Origin of the sequence: Microbispora oryzae (genome assembly GCF_017896165.1) — a bacterium.
Taxonomy (GTDB): Bacteria; Actinomycetota; Actinomycetes; order Streptosporangiales; family Streptosporangiaceae; genus Microbispora; species Microbispora oryzae.
The window spans coordinates 116,098-136,568 of sequence record NZ_JAFCNB010000007.1; the positions used below are offsets into that span (position 1 = coordinate 116,098).

Consider the following 20,471-nt stretch of genomic DNA (forward strand, 5'->3'; position numbering starts at 1 on the left):
GCTTCGTGATGTTCTCGTGTGTCGTCGTGCGGCCGGATGGGAAAGGGGGGATCCGTGACCTCCACCTACCGCGTGCAACTGACGCCCGACTTCGGCTTCGCGCGGGCCGCGGAGCTCGTGGGCTACCTGCGGGAGCTGGGCGTCGGCAACCTCTACCTGTCGCCCATCCTGCAGGCCGTGCCGGAGTCCCTCCACGGCTACGACGTGGTGGACCACGGCCGGATCCGGGCGGAGTTCGGGGGCGAGGAGGGGCTCCGCGCGCTGGCCGCGGCGGGGCTGCCGCTGATCTCCGACATCGTGCCGAACCACATGACGGTGCCGGTGCCGGAGTCGGGCAACGCCCAGCTGTGGGCCGCGCTCCGTGACGGCCCGGGGTCGCCGGAGGCCAAGTGGTTCGACTTCCAGTGGCCGGTCGCCCTTCCGGTCCTGGGCGACGAGCCGGGCGGGCTCCGCGTCGACGGGCCGATCCTGCGCTATCACGATCACGAGTTCCCCATCCGCCCCGGCACGGAGCACCTCCCTCTGCCCGAGCTGCTGGAGGCGCAGCACTACCGGCTGGTCGGCTGGCGGGAGAGCCCCGGATACCGGCGCTTCTTCGACGTCTCCTCCCTGGTGGGCCTCCGGGTGGAGGACCCGGAGGTGTTCGCGGCCACCCACGCGGTGACGTTCCGCCTGATCGAGGAGGGCCTGATCCACGGCCTGCGGGTCGACCACCCCGACGGCCTGGCCGACCCCGGCGGCTACGTCCGGCGCCTGCGGCCCCACGTGTCCGGCCCGCTGTGGGTCGAGAAGATCCTCGTCGACGGTGAGCGGCTGCCCGCCGACTGGCCGTGCGACGGCACCACCGGCTACGAGACGCTCAACATGATCACCCGGCTGTTCGTCGACCCCTCCTCGCGCGAGTCGCTGATCGAGACGTTCGCCCGGCACACCGGGGTGCGCGACGACTACGAGACCGTCACGTACCAGTCGAAGAAGCAGGTCATCGAGCGCTTCCTCCGTGGCGAGGTCGACCGGCTCACCGCAGCCCTGGGCGACCCCGCGCTGCGCGACGCCGTCGTCGAACTGCTCGCCGCCATGCCGGTCTACCGGGCGTACGCGAACCCGGGGGAGCGGCCGCCCGAGGAGTCCGTGCGGATCGTCGCCGACGCCGCCCGGCTGGCCGCCACGCGCGCCGACCCCGACGCCGTGGCGAAGACGGCCGACCTCGTCCTGTACGGCCCGCCCGAGGCGGTCGTCCGGTTCCAGCAGACCTGCGGGCCGGTCATGGCGAAGGGCGTGGAGGACACCGCGCTCTACCGCTGGTATCCGCTGGCCGCGCTCAACGAGGTGGGCGGCGAACCCGACCGCTTCGGCGTCTCGCCCGCCGAGTTCCACGCGTTCGCCGCCGGCCTGCCGCCGCGCACGATGACCACGCTGTCCACCCACGACACCAAGCGCTCGGAGGACGTGCGGGCGCGGCTGGCCGTGCTGTCGGAGCTGCCGCGGGAGTGGGCGATGGCCGTCGACTCCTGGGCCTCCGTCGTGTCGTTCGACCCCAGGCTCGACTACCTCGCCTGGCAGAACCTGATGGCCGCCTGGCCGATCACGGTCGAGCGCTTCACCGACTACCTGCTCAAGGCCGCCCGCGAGGCCAAGACCGCGATCTCCTGGATGGACCCCGACCCCACGTACGAACGGGGCGTCAGGGAGTTCGCCCGGCGGGCCGTCGAGGAGTGCGGCTACTCGGTCGCCGCGTTCACCGAGGTCGTGGACCGGTACGCGCGGGCCGGCTCGCTGGGGCAGAAGGTCGTGCAGCTCCTCATGCCGGGCGTGCCCGACGTCTACCAGGGCACCGAGATCACCGACTTCTCCCTGGTCGACCCGGACAACCGGCGGCCCGTCGACTTCGACCGGCGGCGCCGGCTGCTCGCGGACCCCGACGACAGCTGGGACGGGCAGAAGATGCTTGTCACGACGACCGCGCTCGGGCTGCGGCGGCGGATCGACCCCGAGGCGCCGTACGTACCGATCGAGGCGGGGAAGCACGCCGTGGCGTTCGCGCGCGGTGACCGGGCGGTCGCCGTGGTCACCCGGCTCCCCGTCGGGCTGGAACGGCGTGGCGGCTGGCGGAGCGACACGATCACGCTGCCGCACGGCCGCTGGCGCGACCTGCTGACCGGCTGCGCGTACACCGGGAGGGTGCCGCTGGCCCACCTCCTCGCCCGCCATCCGGTCGCGATCCTCGAAGGATGACTGCCGGCGCGTGGCGGGGCAGAGTGGGGTCGTGCGGTCGACGACGGGAGAGGGCATGTTCGAGGTCTGGGCACCCCAGGCGACGGAACTGGACGTGGAGTACCTGGGTGGCAGGCACCCCATGACCCGGCGGGAGGGCGGCTGGTGGACCGTCCCCGGCGGGGAGCACGGGCTCGACTACGCCTTCCACGTCGACGGCCACGGCCCCTTCCCCGACCCCCGCACCCGCTGGCAGCCGTACGGCGTGCGCGGGGTGAGCCGTGTCTACGACCACGGCAGGTACACCTGGGGCGACCAGGACTGGCACGGCCGCGACCTGCGCGGGTCGGTGATCTACGAGCTGCACGTCGGCACGTTCAGCCCGGAGGGCACCTTCCGGGGCGCGGCCAGGAAACTCGACCACCTCGTCGACCTGGGCGTCGACTTCGTGGAGATCATGCCGGTCGCGCCCGTGCCCGGGACCCGCAACTGGGGATACGACGGCGTCGATCTCTACGCCGTCTTCGAGGAGTACGGCGGCCCGGACGGGCTGAAGAGCTTCGTCGACACCTGTCACCAGGCGGGGCTCGGGGTGATCCTCGACGTGGTCTACAACCATCTCGGGCCGTCCGGCAACCACCTGGCCAGGTTCGGGCCGTACTTCAAGGACTTCAGGGGGTCCTACTGGGGCGACGCGGTCAACCTCGACGGCCCCGGCTCGGACGAGGTGCGGAGCTACTTCATCGGCAACGCCCTGCAGTGGCTGCGCGACTACCACGTCGACGGGCTCCGACTGGACGCCGTGCACGCGCTGCACGACTCCCGGGCGGTGCACTTCCTGGAGGAGTTGTCGGCCGAGGCCGACGCCCTGTCGGCGACGGTCGGCCGGCCGCTCCACCTGATCGCCGAGTCCGACCTGAACGACCCCCGACTGATCACCCCGCGTGACGCGGGCGGCCTCGGCCTGCACGCCTCCTGGAACGACGACGTGCACCACGCCGTCCACGCGGCGGTGACCGGCGAGACCCAGGCGTACTACTGCGACTTCGGCTCGCTGGAGGCCCTGGTCAAGGTCCTCACCAGGGGTTACTTCCACGACGGCACCTACTCGACGTTCCGGGGGCGCGGCCACGGCCGCCCGGCGACCGGCGTCCCGGGCTACCGGTTCGTGTGCTGCGTGCAGAACCACGACCAGATCGGCAACCGCCCGGAGGGCGATCGCATGTCGCCCGAGCAGCTGTGGATCGCCTCGGGCCTGCTGCTGACGTCGCCGTTCACGCCGATGCTGTTCATGGGTGAGGAGTGGGGAGCGAGCACCCCGTTCTACTTCTTCACCGACCACTTCGAGCCCCATCTGGCCGAGGGCGAGGCCGAGCGTCGGGCCAGGGAGTTCGAGGGCTTCGGCTACGACTGGAAGGCGCCCGAGCCCGGCGACGAGGAGACGTTCCTGCGGTCCAAGCTCGACTGGGCCGAGCTGGCGGACGACGAGCACGCCTCCCTGCTCGGCTGGTACCGCGACCTGATCGCGCTGCGCAAGTCGCACCCCGATCTGGCCGACCCCCGGCTCGACCGGGTGCGCGCGTGGGCCGACGAGGACCGCCACTTCATCGTCGTCGAACGCGGCCGGCTGCGGGTCGTGGCGAACGTCGGGGAACGCCCGGTCCCGGTGCGGCTGTCGCCCGGGGCCACGAGCGTCCTGCTCGCCTCCGACGAGGGCACGAGACTGATCGACGGCGACGTCTATCTCCCGCCGCGGTCTCTGGCGATCGTCCGGGTCTGACCCTCTCAGGCGGAGGTGCCGACCGAGTCAGGTGGAGTCCGGCGGAGTCCAGGGGGGAGTCAGGCCGAGCGGCGGGCCTGGGCGGCCCGTGTCCGCGACTGGCCGAAGGACACGCCGTCGCCCGCGGCGATCGTGCCCAGCAGAGCCAGCCCCTCGACCGCCGACGGACGCTCCGGATGGAGGACGACGAGCTGCTGGCCGGGAGCGGCGTTGACGGTGAACATCTGCAGGCGGAGGTCGAGGTCGCCCACTTCCGGGTGATGGAACGCCAGGATCGCGGTCCCCTTGGGCGGAGCGCTGGGGCGGCACCACAACTGGCGGAAGTGACCGCTCCTGATGGACAGCTCGCCGACCAGCTCGGCCAGCCGCGTGTCGTGCGGGGACTGTTCCGCCGCCGCCCGCAGCAGCACGATCGTGTGCTGCGCGACGCGGTTCACGTCACGGTAGAAGTCCGTGGCGACGGGATCAAGGAAGACCATGCGGGCCAGGTTGTCGGGTGGGGAGAAGCACTGGAGAAGCGCCTCCGTGAGCCGGTTGCGGGCGAGGATGTCGAGCCTGATCCCGATCACGAAGGCGGGCGTGTCGGGCCAGGCCTCCATGAGGCGTACCAGGTGATCGCTGACCTTCTCCGCTGAACGCGGACGACGACGGCGGCGCGTGGACGGCCGGGCGAGCCGGTCCAGAAGAGCCCGCGACTGCTCGTCCAGCTGCAGCACGCGGCACACCGCGTCGAGGACCTGCGCGGACGGGTGCCGCTCCCGGCCCTGCTCCAGCCGGGTGTAGTAGTCGGTGCTCACTCCGGCCAGCAGGGCGACCTCCTCACGCCGAAGACCGCTCACCCGGCGACGGCCGCCGGACACCAGCCCGGTCTGCTCAGGCCGGAGCAGCTCCCGGCGGGCGCGCAGGAAGTCGCCGAGCGGATTGTCGCCGCCGACGGCCTTGGGTGTGTCCATAAAAAGAGGTTAGGTCGGCCCGGGCCGGGACGAACGCGGTGAGGGAGGGTGCGTTGCACCCAGGAAGATTCCCTGGCGAGTGATCTTTCCTCGCCGAGCGTACGTTTCGCTGCTGTTCAGGGCTTTCCGATCAGTGGACGGGCGTTGCGGTGAGCTGGGGATATCCACAGAACGGCGTTCGGGTGAGCTGGGGTCGAGGGTGGCCGCGCAGGCTGGAGCCGTCCAGCGATGGGAGGAAGCCCATGAACATCAGCTACCCCGTGCCGCGCACGACCACGTCCGCCTTCGTCGTCGCGGTGGACCGCGCGCCGACCGAGCTGTCGTCGATCGTCCCCTGGCGGGTGAGCGGTCCCCACCGGCGGAACGCCGTGGCGCTGCTCGGCTCGTCCGTGTTGGAGCTGGAGGCGTACCGCACGGCCCAGTCGCCCTGGCGGCGGATGGATCTGGACGCCGATCACCTCAAACAGGTCCGGAAGGCCCGTCATCACGTCGTGATCCACAGCACGGCTCCCGTCTACGGCCAGCCCGAGGTGGCGCAGGCGGTCAGGGCGGTCGCGCGCGGGGTGGCCGAGGCGTACCAGGGTACGATCGCCGACCCGCTGACCGGCGGGGTCGTCGACCACTGTCCCGGCTGCCCGGGGGAGCGGCGTCTCTTCAGGATCGGCGACGACTGGCTCGGCTGGGCCGTGGAGTCCCACGACGGGGAGACGGCCTGCGACGCCTCGGGCACGGGCAGGTGCACCTGCCTGCGGGTGACCAGCCGGGGCCTGCGGCGGTTCGGCATGCCCGAGATCGTCTTTGCCGGCGGCGCCTGTGCCCACAGCCTGTGCGCGGTCACCGTGGTGCGGGCCGTCGCCGAGAAGCTCCTCGCCGGGCATCTGAAGTGGGTCGCGGCCAACCCGGGGTCGTGGCTGCGGACCCTGCCCGACCGGCTGACGATCGACCGCACGGAGATCGCCATCGTCTCCGGCGCGTCCGGTTCCGGGGCCTCCGGCGCGGGGGTTTCAGGTGCGGGGGCTTCGGTGGCGGGGGGCGCGGGTGACGGCGAGCCCCTGCGGGTACGCCTGTCGCGCCGGGCCGCCGACAACGGCTGTCTCCGGGTCGGCCTCCGGGGCGGGGTCCGTAACGGTCTCGAGGCCGGCCTCCGTGCCGGTCGCCGCCCGGGAACCGGCCCCGGCGACCGGCCCGTCCGCCGGGGCTCCGGACCGCTGGTGGCCTGAGTGAGGGGGCCCACGCGGGTCATCCCGCGCCGCGCGAGGGGGCCGGACCCGGCGTCGGTGGGCCCCGCCTGCTCGGAAAGACTGAGGTCGAGACGCCGCGTACCGAAGGGGATCCATGATGAAACCGTCCAGCCGGTCGCCGCTCGCCGTCGGCGCCTCCCCGTGATGGGGGGCCGCAGGGCGCGATCGCGGGGCGGCGGAGGCCGTTCGACGATCTCGTGGCCCGGCGCGGTCGTCTCCGGGCCCCCGCTGGTCGTGGCCGCGAGGATCATCCCCGTCGTGGCGATCCTGGTGCTGCTGGGGGTGTGGGGGCGCGAGCTCCCGATCCTCGTCGAGGTCGTGGTGGTCGGGTTGCTGGCCGCCTCGGTGCTGGCCGCGGTGCACCACGCCGAGGTGGTCGCCCACCGTGTCGGTGACCTGTTCGGCTCGTTGATCCTCGCCGTGGCCGTCACCGTCATCGAGGTCGGCCTGATCATCACCTTGATGATCTCCGGCGGCCCCGCCACCGGGTCGCTGGCCCGCGACACGGTCTTCGCCGCCGTCATGATCACCTGTAACGGCATCGTCGGCCTGGCGCTGCTGCTCAGCGCCCTGCGCAGGCACGTCGCGGAGTTCAACCCCGAGGGCACGGGCGCCGCCCTGGCCACGGTGATCACACTGGCCACGCTGAGCCTGGTGATCCCCAGCTTCACCACCAGCGCCCCTGGCCCGGAGTTCTCCGGTCCGCAGCTGGCGTTCGCCGCCACGGCCTCGCTGGTCCTGTACGCGCTGTTCGTGTTCGTCCAGAACGTGCGTCACCGCGAATCCTTCCTGTCCGTTCCCGTGCCCGGACGGGCCGAGGTAGCCCGCCGTGAAAGCACCGCTCAGCACGACGCCGCCCGGGACGCCGCCGCCCGCGGCGACATGGGCCGGGATGACACGGGCCGGGATGACACGGGCCGGGATGACACGGGCCGGGATGACACGGGCCGGGATGACACGGGCCGGGATGACGCCGGTCTGGGCGACATCGGCGGGGACGCGGTGGCGCCGTCGGCCCGCACCGCACTGACGGGCCTCGCCCTGCTGGTGACCGCGCTCATCGCCGTCGTCGGCCTGGCCAAGACGGAGTCGAAGACCATCGAGCAGGCCGTCACCGCGGCCGGGCTGCCCCAGTCCGTCGTCGGTGTCGTCATCGCCCTGCTGGTGCTGCTTCCCGAGACTCTCGCCGCCGCCCGCAACGCCCGCCGCGACCGCACCCAGATCAGCCTCAATCTCGCTCTCGGCTCGGCCATGGCCAGCATCGGGCTGACCATCCCGGTCATCGCGGTGGCGTCGGTCTGGTTCACGGGTCCGTTGCTGCTCGGGCTCGGCCCCAACCAGATCGTGCTGCTGGCCCTCACCGCCGTCGTCGGCACCCTCACCGTGATGCCCGGCCGCGCCACCCTGCTCCAGGCGGCGGTCCACCTCGCCCTCTGCGCCGGCTATCTCTTCCTCGCCGCGAACCCCTAGCCGGCACCGGCCGGCCCCGGGGAACGTTCCCGTAATGCCGTACGTCTGGCGGTATGTGACTGATTTCGCCGCGATCGACGAGGAGATCCGCCAGGCACGGGATCGGGCTCGCCGCATGGAGCGGCTGACCCGGCAGCGCGGCACCCTCCAGGGGCAGATCGACCAGGTCCGGAGCGTCCTCGTCGATCTCGAACGCGAGCTCGCCAAGGAAGACGACGACGTGGCGAGACTGGAGCGGGGCAGCTTCGCCGGATTCCTGGCCGGCGTGATGGGGAGCAGGGAGGAGCGGCTGGCGCGGGAGCGGGCCGAGGCGGCCGCCGCCCGGCAGCGGGTGACCGGTCAGCGGTCCCGGCTGGAGTGGCTGATCTCCGACCTCAGGCAGACGGACCGTGAGCTGGCCACGATCGGCTCTCCCCGTCAGGAGCTGGAGGTCCTGCTGGCCCGCAAGGAGCGGATGCTGCAGGAGTCAGGCGATCCGCGGGGCCGTGACCTCGCGGCCATCGCCACCCTGATCGCCGGCGTCACGGCCGACCTGCGGGAGCACGAGGAGGCCCGCGAGGCGGGGGTGGCCGCCGGCCAGGCCGTCGGCCACGTCCTGCGCCACCTCGGCGGCGCCCACGGCGCCTCGACGTTCGACATGTTGGGGTTCGGCGGCAGCATCGCCGACATGATGGAGCACGGTCACCTGCGTCAGGCGGACCAGGCGGCCTGGCACGCGCAGCGCGAGCTCGACCGGTTCTCACGGGAGCTGGCCGACATCGGCGTCGTCGTGGCGCCCCGGCTTCCCAAGGTCGACACCCGCTGGTTCGCCGACGTCTTCTTCGACAACATCATCACCGATGCCATCAAGCACCAGCGGATCAACCGTACGGCGGCGGCGGTGCGGGAGATCGCCGAGTGGCTGGGCCGGACGGTGAACCAGCTGGGCGACCGGTGCGCAGAACTGACCCGCGACCATGAGTCCCTGCTGAAGCGCCGCGAAGACCTGCTGAGCTCCTGAGCGGGCCGCGCCGCGGCTTGGGGAAAGCCGCGGCCGTCGCCCGCCGGAGGCCCACGCCGGATTCACTTCAGGTGGGCGGGCCCGTCATGATCGTGATCGTGGTCGTGGTCGTGGTCGTCCTCTTCCTCGTCGAGGACGCCGTCGGACGGCTCGACGCCGAGCATCGCCTCGCGCGGCTCGACCTCGCTGACGTGCTCGACCAGGCCGAGGACATGATCGGGTTCGATGAGCCACTGCAGGGCTGCGGCTCCGGTCTCGTCGGAGTTGACCAGCTCGATCTGCTCCTGGCGCTCTCCGTCTTCCAGCTCGGTCTGGGGGTCGCGGATCTCCGCGAGCGCCGCCGCCTGCAGCGCGCCGACGTCGAGGACTTCGACCACCAGGTCGACGGTGAGGCGCAGGTAGCGAGCCGTGTCCGTTCCATTGCTCATGGTGGTGATCCTATCGGCACTCGTCACGGCAGCTTCCACTCGACCGGCGCGGCGCCCTGCTCCTCCAGGAGCTGATTGGCCCGGCTGAACGGGCGGGAGCGGAAGAAGCCGCTGCGGGCCGACAGCGGGCTCGGATGCGCCGACTCGACACAGGGCACGTCGCCGAGCAGCGGGCGCAGGTTGCGGGCGTCGCGGCCCCACAGGATCGCCACGAGCGGGCCGCCCCGGGCCACCAGGGCCTTGATGGCCTGCTCGGTGACCTCCTCCCAGCCCTTGCCGCGGTGTGAGGCGGGCTTGCCCGGCATGACGGTCAGCACCCGGTTGAGCAGCAGGACGCCCTGCTCGGTCCAGGGGGTGAGATCGCCGTTGGACGGAGGGGGATAGCCGAGGTCCTCCATGTACTCCTTGAAGATGTTCACGAGGCTTCCCGGCAGCGGCCGCACGTCCGGGGCCACCGAGAAACTCAGGCCCACGGGGTGGCCCGGGGTGGGATAGGGGTCCTGACCGACGATCAGGATCCGTACGTCGGAGAGGGGCTGCTGGAACGCGCGGAGCACGTTGGGCCCGGCCGGGAGGTACTGCCGGCCTTCCGCGATCTCCTGCCGGAGGAAGTCGCCCATCGCGGTGATCCGCTCGGCGACCGGTGCGAGGGCCTCCGCCCATCCGGCTTCCACGACTTCGTGCAAGGGACGTCCTGCCATGGTCGCGCACTCTATCGGCTTTTCCAGAATGGCACGGCGTGGCGTGACGAAAATGTCGGATGCCCGCCTACCCCCGTGAAGGCGGGCATCCGACGTCATTTCCCCCTGTTGCCGGCCAGGGCTACTTCACCGATCCGGCGAGCAGGCCCTGGACGAAGTACCGCTGGAAGGCGAAGAACAGGACCAGCGGGATGATCAGTGACAGAAAGGCACCCGGCGCGAGAATATCCACATTGGTGCCGAATTGCCGCATCTGGGATTGCAGTGCCTTCGTCATCGGCTGGTTATCGGTGTCGGCGAAGACCAGGGCGACGAGCAGGTCGTTCCAGACCCAGAGGAACTGGAAGATCCCGAGTGAGGCGATGGCGGGTTTCGCCAGCGGGAACACCACGGTCGCGAAGATCCGCCACTCCGGCGCGCCGTCCATGCGCGCCGCCTCCAGCAGCTCCCGGGGGATGCCGGCGAAGAAGTTGCGCAGCAGGAAGATCGCGAACGGCAGGCCGAAGGCCACGTGGAACAGCACGACGCTCAGGATCGAGCCGAAGATCCCGATGGCGCCGTACAGCTTGGCGATGGGGATCAGCGCGATCTGGACCGGCACCACGAGCAGGGCGACCACGATGAGGAAGACGGTGTCCCTGCCGGGGAACTCGATCCACGCGAACGCGTACGCCGCCATCGCGGCGAAGCCGATCACCAGCGCCGTCGCCGGTACGGTGATCAGCACGGTGTTCCAGAACGACGAGCCGAATCCCGAAGCGAGCAGGTTGGAGTAGTTCCGGAAGGTCAGCTCGGCTGGCTTGGCGAAGAGGGACCACCAGCCCGACGAGTTGTTGGCGGTCTCGCTGCGCAGCGACACCACGAGCAGGCCCAGGGTGGGGATCAGCCAGAAGAGCGCGACGAGGATCAGGAAGACCTGGATCACTCCCGAGCCGATCCGGTCGATCACCCGGCCCGCGATCCCGCGCTCGACGGCCCCGGCGGTCCGGGGCTCGGCCAGGGTCGTCATCGCTCGTCCCTCCTGAACCGGCGGATGTTGAAGATCATGAACGGCACCACCAGAACGAGCAGGAAGATGGACAGGGCACTGCCCAGGCCCTGGTTGCCCCCTCCGCCGAACGACACCCGCCACATCTCCAGCGCGATCACGTTGGCCTGCGGCTGCACCGAGCCGGGGGCGATGATGAAGACCAGGTCGAAGACCTTCAGCACATTGATGATCATGGTCACGAAGACCACGAGAAGCACGGGCGCGAGCAGCGGAACGGTGATCCGGCGGAACACCTGCCACTCGGTCGCGCCGTCGATCCTGGCCGCCTCCAGCGCGTCTCGCGGGATGGCGGACAGACCGGCGGCGATGAGCACCATGGCGAAGCCGGCCCACACCCAGATGTACGCCCCGATGATCGCAGGGGTGATCAGCGACGGCCCCAGCCAGGTGACGCCGTTGAACGGCGCCGTGAAGTTCGACGCGGGCAGCCGGATGACGTAGGAGCCCGCGGGCAGGCCCTCGAACCGGAACGTGCCGTCCGCCGCGGTCTCGGTGGTCGCCGCGACCGAGCCGCCGGAGACCGCCTCCACCGTGATCCCGGCGAGGCCCCTCTCCTGCGGGTCGACCTGGTTGAGCGTCCCGCCGCCGCCCCGGACGACGTCGAGCCACACGGTGCCGCCGACGCCCTCAGCGGGGGCGGTCGCGGCCGGCGCGGCGTCCTTGACCGCGTCCTGCGGCAGGCCGACCAGCGGGATCAGCACCGGACTGCCGGGCTGGGCCTGCTGCCTGGCCACCACGGCGCCGCCCTGCACGGTGGCGGGGGCCTGGTCGTTCTCCCTCGGCCGGGCACCGGGATAGCCGTGATCGGAGGAGAAGACATCGTGGACGCTCGTGATGACGGCGTTGGCCACGCCCTTGTCGGGGTCCTGCTCGTAGACGAGGCGGAAGATGACCCCGGCCGCGAGCAGCGACACGGCCATCGGCATGAACAGGACGAGCTTGAAGGCCGTCGCCCAGCGGATCCGCTCGGTCAGCACCGCGAAGACCAGGCCGAGGGCCGTCACGAAGATCGGGGCCACCACGACCCAGATGACGTTGTTCTTGATCGTGGTGAGGGCCGACGAGTCCGTGAAGATCGACACGTAGTTGCCGAGCCCCACGAAGCGGCCGCCGGTGGCGTCGTACAGGCTCCGGCCGATCGACCAGATGACCGGATAGATCATCCAGGCGGCCAGCAGCAGGAACGCCGGCAGGAGGAAGATCCCCGCCATCGCCGGCGAGGGGCCGAGCCGCGCCCGGACGGCGGCCGAGCCGGATGCCGGGGCGGATGCCGGGGGGGTGGAAGAGGCGGCGGACGACGCGGGGGCGGGAGACGACGCGGGGGACGGGGCGTCGTCGGGGGGTGTGGCGCGCGGGCCGGGGGCGGCCCCGGCGGCCTGGTCGCCGCCGGGGTCCCTCTGGCCGTCCAACCGATCGGTCACGGCCGTCTTCCCTACTTGTTGAACGCCTTGGCGGCGTCGGCCTCGAGCTTCTTCTGGGCGCCCTTGACGTCGGACGGGTTGCGGAGGAAGTCCTGCAGGTCCTTCCACTCGCCCTTGCCGTCGGTGCCGCCGAAGGCGCTCGGCGCGAGGTCGGACATGTCGTACCGCACCGACTCACCCGCGGAGATGATCGTCTGCGCGAGCTGCTTGGTCAGATTGTCCGGGTAGTTGTCGGGCGAGACGTTGCGGTTGGGCGAGAGGTAGCCGGGCTGCTTGGCCCACACCTCGCCGCCCTCCTTGGAGGCCAGGAACTCAAGGAGCGCCTGCGCGCCCTTGGAGTCCTTCATCACCACGCCGACGTCGCCGCCGAGGACGACGGGCGCGGCGTCGCCGACCTTCGGGAACGGCATGATCTGCGCCTCCTCGCCGACCTTCGCGCCCGACTGGCCCACGGAGGCGGCCACGAAGTCGGCCTCGATGACCATCGCGGCCTTCTTCTCGCCGTAGACCTGGGTGACGCAGGTCGGGAAGTCGGTCTGCAGGGCGCCGGACGCGCCGCCGAGCACGAACTCCTTCTTGCCGAAGATCTGCGCCATCTTCTCCAGAGCGGTGGCCACCGTGGCGTCGGTCCACGGGATCTCGTGCTTGGCGAGCTTGTCGTAGTTGTCCGGCCCGGCCGACGAGAGGTAGACGTTCTCGAACAGGTCGGTGAGCGTCCAGCCGGAGGCGGCGCACAGCGCGAAGGGCGTGGTGCCGGAGTCGGACAGCGACTGCGCCGTCTTGCCGATCAGGTCGTCCCAGGTGGTGGCGGGCTGCGCGCCGGCGTCGTCGAAGGCCGACTGGCGGTACCAGATGAGCGACTTGTGCGCCGCCTTGACGAGCACGCCGTAGACCTGGCCCTTGGCGGAGCCCAGCTCCTTCCAGTACGGCGTGTAGTTCTGGTCGATCTGCGCCTGCACCTCGGGCGCCAGCGGCTTCAGCGCGCCCTGGTCGGCGTACTGCTGGACGAGACCGGGCTGGGGCAGGATCGCGACGTCCGGAGGGTTGCCGCCCTCGATGCGCGGGCCGAGGTAGGCGCCGGTGTCCTCGCCGGTGGAGGCGTAGGTGACGGTGGCGCCGGTCTTCTCCTCGAAGGCCTTGAGCACCTTCTCGAAGTTGGCCTGCTCGTCGCCGGTCCACTTCGCGGCGACCTCGATCTTCTGGCCGGCCAGTGGCTTGTCGCCGCCGCCCGAGGCGGGCGCGCTGCTCGCGCCGCCCTCCGAGCCGCCGGACGAGCCGGTGCCGCAGGCCGCGGCGGCGAGGCCGAGGAGCGCGACGACGATGGGGAGTTTGCGCATATCTATCCTCCGGACTGGATCACCTCGCCGAGCTGTTGCCTCAGCTCGGCGACGGTTTCGTCTGTGGGTCTGCCGAGATCGAGGGCGCCGGACACCGCACTGGAGATCACCAGGCTGACCTGGTTGTAGTCAGGGGTGACCGGCCGGGGCCGCGCCGAGAGGATGGTCTCCTTCAGCACGGGCAGGTAGGGGAACCGCTTGATCAGGGCCGGGTCGTCGTACAGCTCGGCCCAGACCGGGGGGAACGATCCCTCGGTGAGCACCAGCCGCTGGATCTCCGGCCCGGTGAAGTAGCGGATGAAGTCGAGTGCGGTCTTCTGCCGCTTGGAGAAGGCGCTGACGGCGAGGTTGACCCCGCCGAGCGAGCTGGACCCCGGGCCGTCAGGCCCGGGCAGGCGGGTGACCGCGAACTTCCCGGCAAGCCGGGAGTGGGCGGCCGGTCCGTACGCGGGCGGCCAGTTGCGGGCGAACAGCAGCCTGCCCTCCTGGAAGGCGAGCCGCGACTCCTCCTCCTTGTACGACAGGGCCTCCCGGGGGATCCACCCCTCGCGGACCCCGCCGACGAGGAAGTCGAGCGCCCTGCGGGCCGGCCCGAGGTCCATCGTCACCCGGCGCGCGTCGGGGCTGAGGATCGACCCGCCCGCCGACTGGACCGCCTCGGCGAAGTTGACGGTCAGTCCCTCGTATGGCAGGAACTGCCCGGCGTAGCCCCCGATCCGATACTTCGCCCCGAGTCGCATGGCGTCGTCGCGGAGCTCGGCCCAGGTCCTGGGCGGCTTGAGGTGCTCCTTGGCGAGCAGGTCGGACCGGTAGTAGAGCAGCCCCGCGTTGGTGACGTACGGGACGGCCCACAGGCGGTCCCGGTAGATCGCGGTGGCGGCGACCCCGGGGAACACCTTGTCGAGGGGGAACAGGCTGCGGTCGAGCGGCGCGATCCAGCCGGCGTCGGCGAACTCCGCCGTCCAGACCACGTCGAGCCCCAGCACGTCGTACACGTCGCTGTGGGCCTGCAGGTTGGCGACCATCTGGGCGCGCTGCTCGTCGGACGCCTCGGGCAGTTCGAGGAGCGTCACCCGCTCGGCCGGATGGGACCGGTTCCAGCGGTCGATCAGCGGGCCGAGATAGGCCGTGGTGTCCCGGCCGATCGCGAACGTGATGGGGCCGGTGCCGCCGGTGTCCGCGGCCGGGGGGCCGGCGGAGTCCGCGAGCCCTCCGCACGCCGCCACCAGGAAGGTGGTCAGCAGGGCGACGGCTCGGCGTATCACGTGGCCTCCGCATTAATGGCCGGTTACATACGTGTTAGGTAAGTGCATGCATGTTATGCATAGCGATAATGTGGCAGTCAACGGCGGAGCCGGTAACGCTCCGATAACTGCTCAAGGGCTGGGGGTGAGCGGTGCGGCAGCCGCTGCTGGCGCTCCTCGCGAAGGAACCTGCCCATGGCTACGAACTCAAACAGGCCCTGGAAGCCATATTCGGCAGCGCCTACCCGTCGCCCAACATCGGGCAGATCTACGTCACCCTGGGCCGGCTGGAGAAGGACGGCTACGTCAGGTCGGTCGACGTGGAGCAGTCGAACCGGCCGAACAAGAAGGTCTACTACATCACCGCCGCCGGCCGCGAGGCGCTGGAGAGCTGGGTCGACGAGCCGACGGAGGGCCCCCGGGTCCGCGACGAGTTCTTCATGAAGCTCGTGCTGGCCCCGATGACCGGTCTCGCCGACCGGATGGCCCTGGTCAACCGGCAGCGGCGGCACTACCTGTCACTGATGCGCGACCTGCGTGAGCTGGCCGAACGCACCGATCCCGGCAACCGGGTCGCCCTGCTGCTGATCGAGGGGGCCATGCTGCACCTGCAGGCCGATCTCGACTGGCTGGAGCGCTGCCAGGAAGATCTCCCCTGACGCGCTGTTGCGGCACGGGCCGCGACTTGGGACGATGCGGGGCGTGACCAGGCTTACGGGACCGACCGCATGAGCGGGACGCCCGTGGTCAAGGCGGTCAACCTGGTCAAGGTCTACCAGACCGGCGGATTGCCGGTGCCCGCCGTACGCGGTGTGGACCTGACCGTCCGGGCGGGCGAGTTCGTCGCCATCACCGGGCCGTCGGGGTCGGGCAAGTCCACGCTGATCCACATGCTCGGCGGGCTCGACACGCGCACGAGCGGGGAGATCTGGCTCGACGGCAAACGGGCCGACACGCTCTCGGAGAGCGGCTGGGCCCTGCTGCGCCGCCGGAAGGTGGGCTTCGTCTTTCAGTTCTTCAACCTCGTGGCCAACATGACGGTTGCCGACAACGTCGAGCTGCCCGCTCTGCTCGGGGGCGCGTCCCCCCGCCAGGCCAGGGAACGGCGCGAGTACCTGCTCGGTGAGCTCGGCCTCGCCGACCGGGCCGGCGCCGCCCCGGCGCGGCTCTCCGGCGGCGAACAGCAGCGGGTGGCCCTGGCCCGCGCGCTCGCCAACCAGCCGACGCTGCTGCTCGCGGACGAGCCGACGGGCAACCTCGACAGCCGCAACACCCGCGACGTCCTGCGGCTGCTCGGCCGGGTCCACGGGCAGGGCCAGACGATCGTGCTGGTCACCCACGACGCCCGGGCGGCGAGCATGGCCGACCGGGTGGTGAGCCTGCTCGACGGCCAGATCGTCGACGACGGCGCGATCGGCTCCGCGCGGCGGCGGCCGGGCGGCACGGCCGGCGACGTCGTCGAGCTGCGGGGCTGACGGCGAGCCGCTCCGATGAACGTCTGGCAGAGCGCCGAGGGCAGATGGGTGCGGGCCGACCTGCGGGCCCGGCGCGGGCAGGCCGCGCTGACCGTCCTCGCCGTGGCCGGCATCGTCACCGCGTTGATCGTCGCGGCCACCCTGCTCGAGGACGGCACCAACCCCTGGCGGGGACTGTTCGAGCGCAGCCACGGGGCGCACATCTGGATCCACACCAAGGACGTGCCCGACGTGCCGGCCCTCCGGGCCCTGAACGGCGTGACCGAGGTGGCCGGGCCGTACCGCAGCGCCCCCGCGACCCTGGTCGACCACGGCCGCAGGGTGCCCATCGCGCTCCAGGAGACGCCGCCGGTGCTCCCGTCCGTCGCCCGTCCGCTGCTGCGCGAGGGACACTGGCTGAACGCCGGACGGCAGAACGAGATCGTCGTCGAGTGGTCGTTCGCCCGGGCGCTCGGGCTGCGGCCGGGCGACCCGTTCACGGTCACCGGGCTGAACGGCGCGACCCACACGCTGACCGTGGCCGGGCTCGCGGAGAGCGGCGACCAGGGGTTCTATCCCGAATGGACGCCTGGCCTCGCGTGGGCCCAGGGCCCCACGCTGACGCTCGTGGAGCCCGCGCCGGGCCGTACCGAGACGGTGACGGGCCTGCGGCTCGCCGATCCCGCGGCCACCGACCTCGTCGTGCAGCGAGCCGTGTTCACACTGCGCAACCAGGTGCAGCGGGTCAGCACCTGGCGGGAGGTCCGGGCGTCGATGGAGCTCGACAATCGCCTGCTCGGGCTGCTGCTCGCGCTCTTCGGCGTCGCCGGGCTGGTCGCCGCGGCGCTCGCCGTGGCCAACGCCACGGGCGGGCGGGTGCTCACCCAGGTCCGCGACCTCGCCACGCTGAAGTCGCTCGGCTTCACCGCGGGCCAGATCACCCGCATGCTCGTCGTCGAGCACGGCGCCCTCGGCCTGGCCGGGATCGTCCTCGGCCTGGTCGCGGGCGGCCTGATCAACGCGTTCGCGCTGCCGGACACCGTGGTGGCGCCGCTCGCGCCGGGGCCGCTCGTCGCGATCGTGCTCGGCACGGGGCTGACGGTCCTGCTGGCGGTCTGGCTCCCCGCCTGGCGCGGCGGGCGCACCCCGCCTCTCCCCACGGCGCCCGCCACGCCGCCGCGCGGGCATCTGTCCCGGCTCGCCCGGGTCGCCTTCCTCGTACGGCTCCCGCCCGCGCTCGTGCTGGGCGCCAGGGACGCCTTCACCCGGCGTACCCCCGCGGCGCTGACCGTGTGCGGGGTGGCCATCCCCATGATGATGATCACGATCGGGCTGGGCTGCTGGGCCACGCTCGACGACTTCATCCGGCATCCCGAGAGCGTCGGGCAGGCCGCCCCCCTCTCCGTACGGCCCGGCGACCTGACGGCGGCGGAGGTGTACGAGCGGGCGATGGCCGATCCCGACGTGGTGGCCGCCTATCCCGGCACGGAGCTCGACGCGCTCGTCCCCGGGCAGACGCGGACGGTGCGGACCAGGGCGCTGGGCACGGCCGGGGATCCCTACCCCTTCCCCGTGGCGGAGGGCCGGATGTTCCGCGACCAGGGGGAGGCGGTCGCCGGTCAGGGGCTGCTCGACCTGCTCGGCGTGCGCATCGGCGACCGGGTGCGGATCACCATCGGCGGCACTCCGCTCATCGTCCGGATCGTCGGCCGGGTGGTCGAGCCCGAGCAGGACGGCGAGGTCCTGTCGATGGGCATCGACAGTCTCGCGGCGAAGGACGCCGTGCCACCGGGCTTCTACGCCCTGGCCCTGCGTCCCGGCGCGGATCCCGGCCAGACGCGGGCCCGGCTGCAGGGGCAGGGCCTCGAAGTCGCCCAGGCGGTGAACCCGGCCGACCGGCTGTCGGTGATCCGTGTGATCATCGTGGCGCTCGTGACCGTGCTCGCCCTGATCGGCCTGGCCAACCTGCTGACCGCCATCGGGCTCGGGCTCCGCGACCACGTGTTCGACCTGGCCGTGCTCAAGGCGATGGGCCTCACGCCGCGGCAGGTCATGGCGACGCTCGTCACCGGGACCGGGCTGCTCGTGGTCGCCGGCGTGCTGGTGGGCGCCTCCGCCGGGGCGCTCTGGTCGCGCGGCCTCATCGACATGGAGGGGCGCGACAGCGGCGTCGGCGCCGGCATCGGCCGTCCCCCGACTCCCGGTATGTTCGCCGCCGCCGTCCTGATCGCGGTCGGCGCGGCCCTGCTGGTGGCGCTGATCCCCGCCCGCCGGGCCGCGCGCGCCCAGGTGCCGGTCACCCCGCGGCTGCCGGGCTGATCACCGGCCCGGCAGCCGCCGGGCCGGTGATCACGGAGCCGGGGTCAGCCGCGCAGGGACAGCCAGTAGAAGCCGTACGCCGGGAGGGTGAGCAGATAGGGCAGCTCGCCGATGGTGGGGAACGGCACCCCGCCCCGGCACTCCACGGGCGTGACCCCGCCGAAGCGGCGCAGGTCGAGCTCGACCGGCTGGGCGAAGCGGGACAGGTTGTTCACGCACAACACCCGGTCGTCGCCCTCTTCCCGCAGGTAGGCGAGCACGCTCGGGTTGTGCGACCACAGCTCGGTGTAGTCGCCGGTGCCGAAGATCGGGTGCTCCCGCCGGATCTGCAGCATCCGGCGGGTGAAGTGCAGCAGCGACGACTCGCTCTTCATCTGCGCCTCGACGTTGACCGCCTGGTAGCCGTAGACGGGGTCCATCACCACGGGCAGGTACAGCCGGCCGGGGTCCGCGTCGGAGAAACCGGCGTTCCTGTCAGGGCTCCACTGCATCGGGGTGCGGACCGCGTCGCGGTCCTCCAGCCAGATGTTGTCGCCCATGCCGATCTCGTCGCCGTAGTACATGACGGGTGAGCCCGGCATGCTGAGCAACAGCGCGGTGAACAGCTCGATCTGGTCCCTGTCGTTGTCGAGCAGGGGCGCGAGCCGCCGCCGGATGCCGAGGTAGGCCCGCATCCGCGGGTCCTTGGCGTACTCGGCGTGCATGTAGTCGCGCTCTTCCTCCGTCACCGTCTCAAGCGTGAGCTCGTCGTGGTTGCGCAGGAAGATACCCCACTGGGCGGTGTCCGGCAGCTTCGGGGTGCGGGACATGATCTCGGAGATCGGCTCCCGGTTCTGCCGCCGCACGGCCATGAAGATGCGCGGCATCAGCGGGAAGTGGAACGCCATGTGGCACTCGTCGCCGCCGGTCATCGGGTCGCCGAAGTATTCGACCACGTCCTCGGGCCAGCCGTTGGCCTCGGCGAGCAGCACCCGGTCGGGGTAGAGCCGGTCGACCTCCGCCCGGATCCGCTTGAGGTAGTCGTGGGTCTCCGGCAGGCCCGCGCACGAGGTGCCCTCGCGCTCGAAGAGGTACGGCACCGCGTCGAGCCGGAAGCCGTCCACGCCGAGGTCGAGCCAGAAGCGGATGACCTCCATCATCGCTTCCTGGACGGCCGGGTTGTCGTAGTTGAGGTCCGGCTGGTGGGAGAAGAACCGGTGCCAGTAGTACTGGCGGCGCACCGGGTCGTACGTCCAGTTGGACTCTTCGGTGCCCACGAAGACCACCGGGACTCCGGCGTACTTCGTGGGGTCGTCGGACCAGACGTAGAAGTCGCCGTACGGGCCGTCGGGATCCTCGCGGGAGGCCTGGAACCAGGGGTGTTTGTCGCTGGTGTGGTTCATCACCATGTCGGTGATGATCCGCAGTCCGCGCTCGTGGGCGGCCTCGACCAGCTTCACGAGATCGCCCAGGTCGCCGAACTCCGGGAGGATCTTGAGGTAGTCGGAGACGTCGTACCCCCCGTCGCGCAGCGGCGACTGCTGCAACGGCAGCAGCCAGAGGCAGTCGACCCCGAGCCACGTGAGGTAGTCGAGCTTCTCGATCAGGCCGCGCAGGTCGCCGGTGCCGTCACCGTTCGAGTCGCGGAAGCCCCGGACGAGCACCTCGTAGAAGACCGCGCGCTTGTACCACTCGGGGTCCTGCGAGGTGAAGTCGGTGACTTCCGGAAGATCACCCAAGGCCGGCGGAACCGGGTCAGGGCAGGGCGCAGCAGCGTTCATCTGTACTCGCTTGAGGAAGAGAGGGCGCGTGGTCAGGTCACACCCGAGCGTTGACGCTCACGCCAAATCGTTTGGCTCTACTTGACCGAAATTACCAC

Annotated in this window: 16 protein-coding genes; 8 read left to right on the plus strand and 8 right to left on the minus strand. The window is 71.3% G+C overall.

Features of this window, described 5'->3' with window-relative positions:
- Window positions 1–54 precede the first annotated feature (54 nt).
- Window positions 55–2,235: a malto-oligosyltrehalose synthase gene (gene treY / locus JOL79_RS15180; RefSeq protein ID WP_307848531.1), complete on the plus strand. Its 2,181-nt coding sequence runs from the start codon at window positions 55–57 to the stop codon at window positions 2,233–2,235.
- 31 nt (window positions 2,236–2,266) lie between these two features.
- Window positions 2,267–3,994, plus strand: coding sequence for a malto-oligosyltrehalose trehalohydrolase (gene treZ / locus JOL79_RS15185; RefSeq protein ID WP_307848532.1), 1,728 nt, complete (start codon window positions 2,267–2,269; stop codon window positions 3,992–3,994).
- 59 nt (window positions 3,995–4,053) lie between these two features.
- On the opposite strand, the gene JOL79_RS15190 is transcribed toward treZ, so the two are convergent.
- Window positions 4,054–4,947, minus strand: a complete 894-nt coding sequence (locus JOL79_RS15190; protein ID WP_210156454.1) for a helix-turn-helix transcriptional regulator — start codon at window positions 4,945–4,947, stop codon at window positions 4,054–4,056.
- Between the two features lie 242 nt (window positions 4,948–5,189).
- Here JOL79_RS15190 and JOL79_RS15195 point away from each other — a divergent pair, with 242 nt between their 5' ends.
- From JOL79_RS15195 to JOL79_RS15205, 3 genes are all read left to right on the plus strand, one after another.
- Window positions 5,190–6,167, plus strand: coding sequence for a hypothetical protein (locus tag JOL79_RS15195; protein WP_210156455.1), 978 nt, complete (start codon window positions 5,190–5,192; stop codon window positions 6,165–6,167).
- A 165-nt stretch (window positions 6,168–6,332) separates the two neighbouring features.
- Window positions 6,333–7,658 carry a calcium:cation antiporter gene (locus JOL79_RS15200; protein ID WP_210156456.1) on the plus strand — a complete coding sequence of 442 codons (1,326 nt, stop codon included), beginning with the start codon at window positions 6,333–6,335 and terminating at the stop codon, window positions 7,656–7,658.
- A 34-nt stretch (window positions 7,659–7,692) separates the two neighbouring features.
- Window positions 7,693–8,658 carry a hypothetical protein gene (locus tag JOL79_RS15205; RefSeq protein WP_210156457.1) on the plus strand — a complete coding sequence of 322 codons (966 nt, stop codon included), beginning with the start codon at window positions 7,693–7,695 and terminating at the stop codon, window positions 8,656–8,658.
- Window positions 8,659–8,720: 62 nt separating this feature from the next.
- Here JOL79_RS15205 and JOL79_RS15210 read toward each other — a convergent pair whose 3' ends face one another.
- From JOL79_RS15210 to JOL79_RS15235, 6 genes are all read right to left on the minus strand, one after another.
- Window positions 8,721–9,086, minus strand: coding sequence for a hypothetical protein (locus JOL79_RS15210; RefSeq protein ID WP_210156458.1), 366 nt, complete (start codon window positions 9,084–9,086; stop codon window positions 8,721–8,723).
- A 23-nt stretch (window positions 9,087–9,109) separates the two neighbouring features.
- Entirely contained in the window at window positions 9,110–9,787 is a 678-nt protein-coding gene (locus JOL79_RS15215) for a uracil-DNA glycosylase (RefSeq protein WP_210156459.1), read from the minus strand.
- Between the two features lie 121 nt (window positions 9,788–9,908).
- Window positions 9,909–10,796, minus strand: a complete 888-nt coding sequence (locus JOL79_RS15220; RefSeq protein ID WP_210156460.1) for a carbohydrate ABC transporter permease — start codon at window positions 10,794–10,796, stop codon at window positions 9,909–9,911.
- Window positions 10,793–12,259, minus strand: coding sequence for an ABC transporter permease (locus JOL79_RS15225; RefSeq protein WP_210156461.1), 1,467 nt, complete (start codon window positions 12,257–12,259; stop codon window positions 10,793–10,795). The genes JOL79_RS15220 and JOL79_RS15225 overlap by 4 nt, the downstream gene beginning before the upstream one ends.
- Before the next feature lie 11 nt (window positions 12,260–12,270).
- Entirely contained in the window at window positions 12,271–13,596 is a 1,326-nt protein-coding gene (locus tag JOL79_RS15230) for an ABC transporter substrate-binding protein (RefSeq protein WP_210156462.1), read from the minus strand.
- Window positions 13,597–13,598: 2 nt separating this feature from the next.
- Window positions 13,599–14,861, minus strand: coding sequence for an ABC transporter substrate-binding protein (locus tag JOL79_RS15235; protein ID WP_210156463.1), 1,263 nt, complete (start codon window positions 14,859–14,861; stop codon window positions 13,599–13,601).
- 131 nt (window positions 14,862–14,992) lie between these two features.
- Between JOL79_RS15235 and JOL79_RS15240 the strand changes: the two genes are divergently transcribed.
- The 3 genes from JOL79_RS15240 to JOL79_RS15250 all read left to right on the plus strand — a co-directional run bounded on the left by JOL79_RS15240 (window position 14,993) and on the right by JOL79_RS15250 (window position 18,613).
- The gene (locus JOL79_RS15240; RefSeq protein ID WP_210156464.1) at window positions 14,993–15,499 is read left to right on the plus strand and encodes a PadR family transcriptional regulator; all 507 of its coding nucleotides are present in this window, start codon (window positions 14,993–14,995) and stop codon (window positions 15,497–15,499) included.
- A 69-nt stretch (window positions 15,500–15,568) separates the two neighbouring features.
- Window positions 15,569–16,315, plus strand: a complete 747-nt coding sequence (locus JOL79_RS15245) for an ABC transporter ATP-binding protein (protein ID WP_210156465.1) — start codon at window positions 15,569–15,571, stop codon at window positions 16,313–16,315.
- A gap of 15 nt (window positions 16,316–16,330) precedes the next feature.
- Complete coding sequence (locus tag JOL79_RS15250) at window positions 16,331–18,613, plus strand: ABC transporter permease (RefSeq protein ID WP_210156466.1); 2,283 nt, start codon at window positions 16,331–16,333, stop codon at window positions 18,611–18,613.
- A gap of 44 nt (window positions 18,614–18,657) precedes the next feature.
- On the opposite strand, the gene treS is transcribed toward JOL79_RS15250, so the two are convergent.
- Window positions 18,658–20,373: a maltose alpha-D-glucosyltransferase gene (gene treS, locus JOL79_RS15255; protein ID WP_210156467.1), complete on the minus strand. Its 1,716-nt coding sequence runs from the start codon at window positions 20,371–20,373 to the stop codon at window positions 18,658–18,660.
- Between the last annotated feature and the right edge of the window lie 98 nt (window positions 20,374–20,471).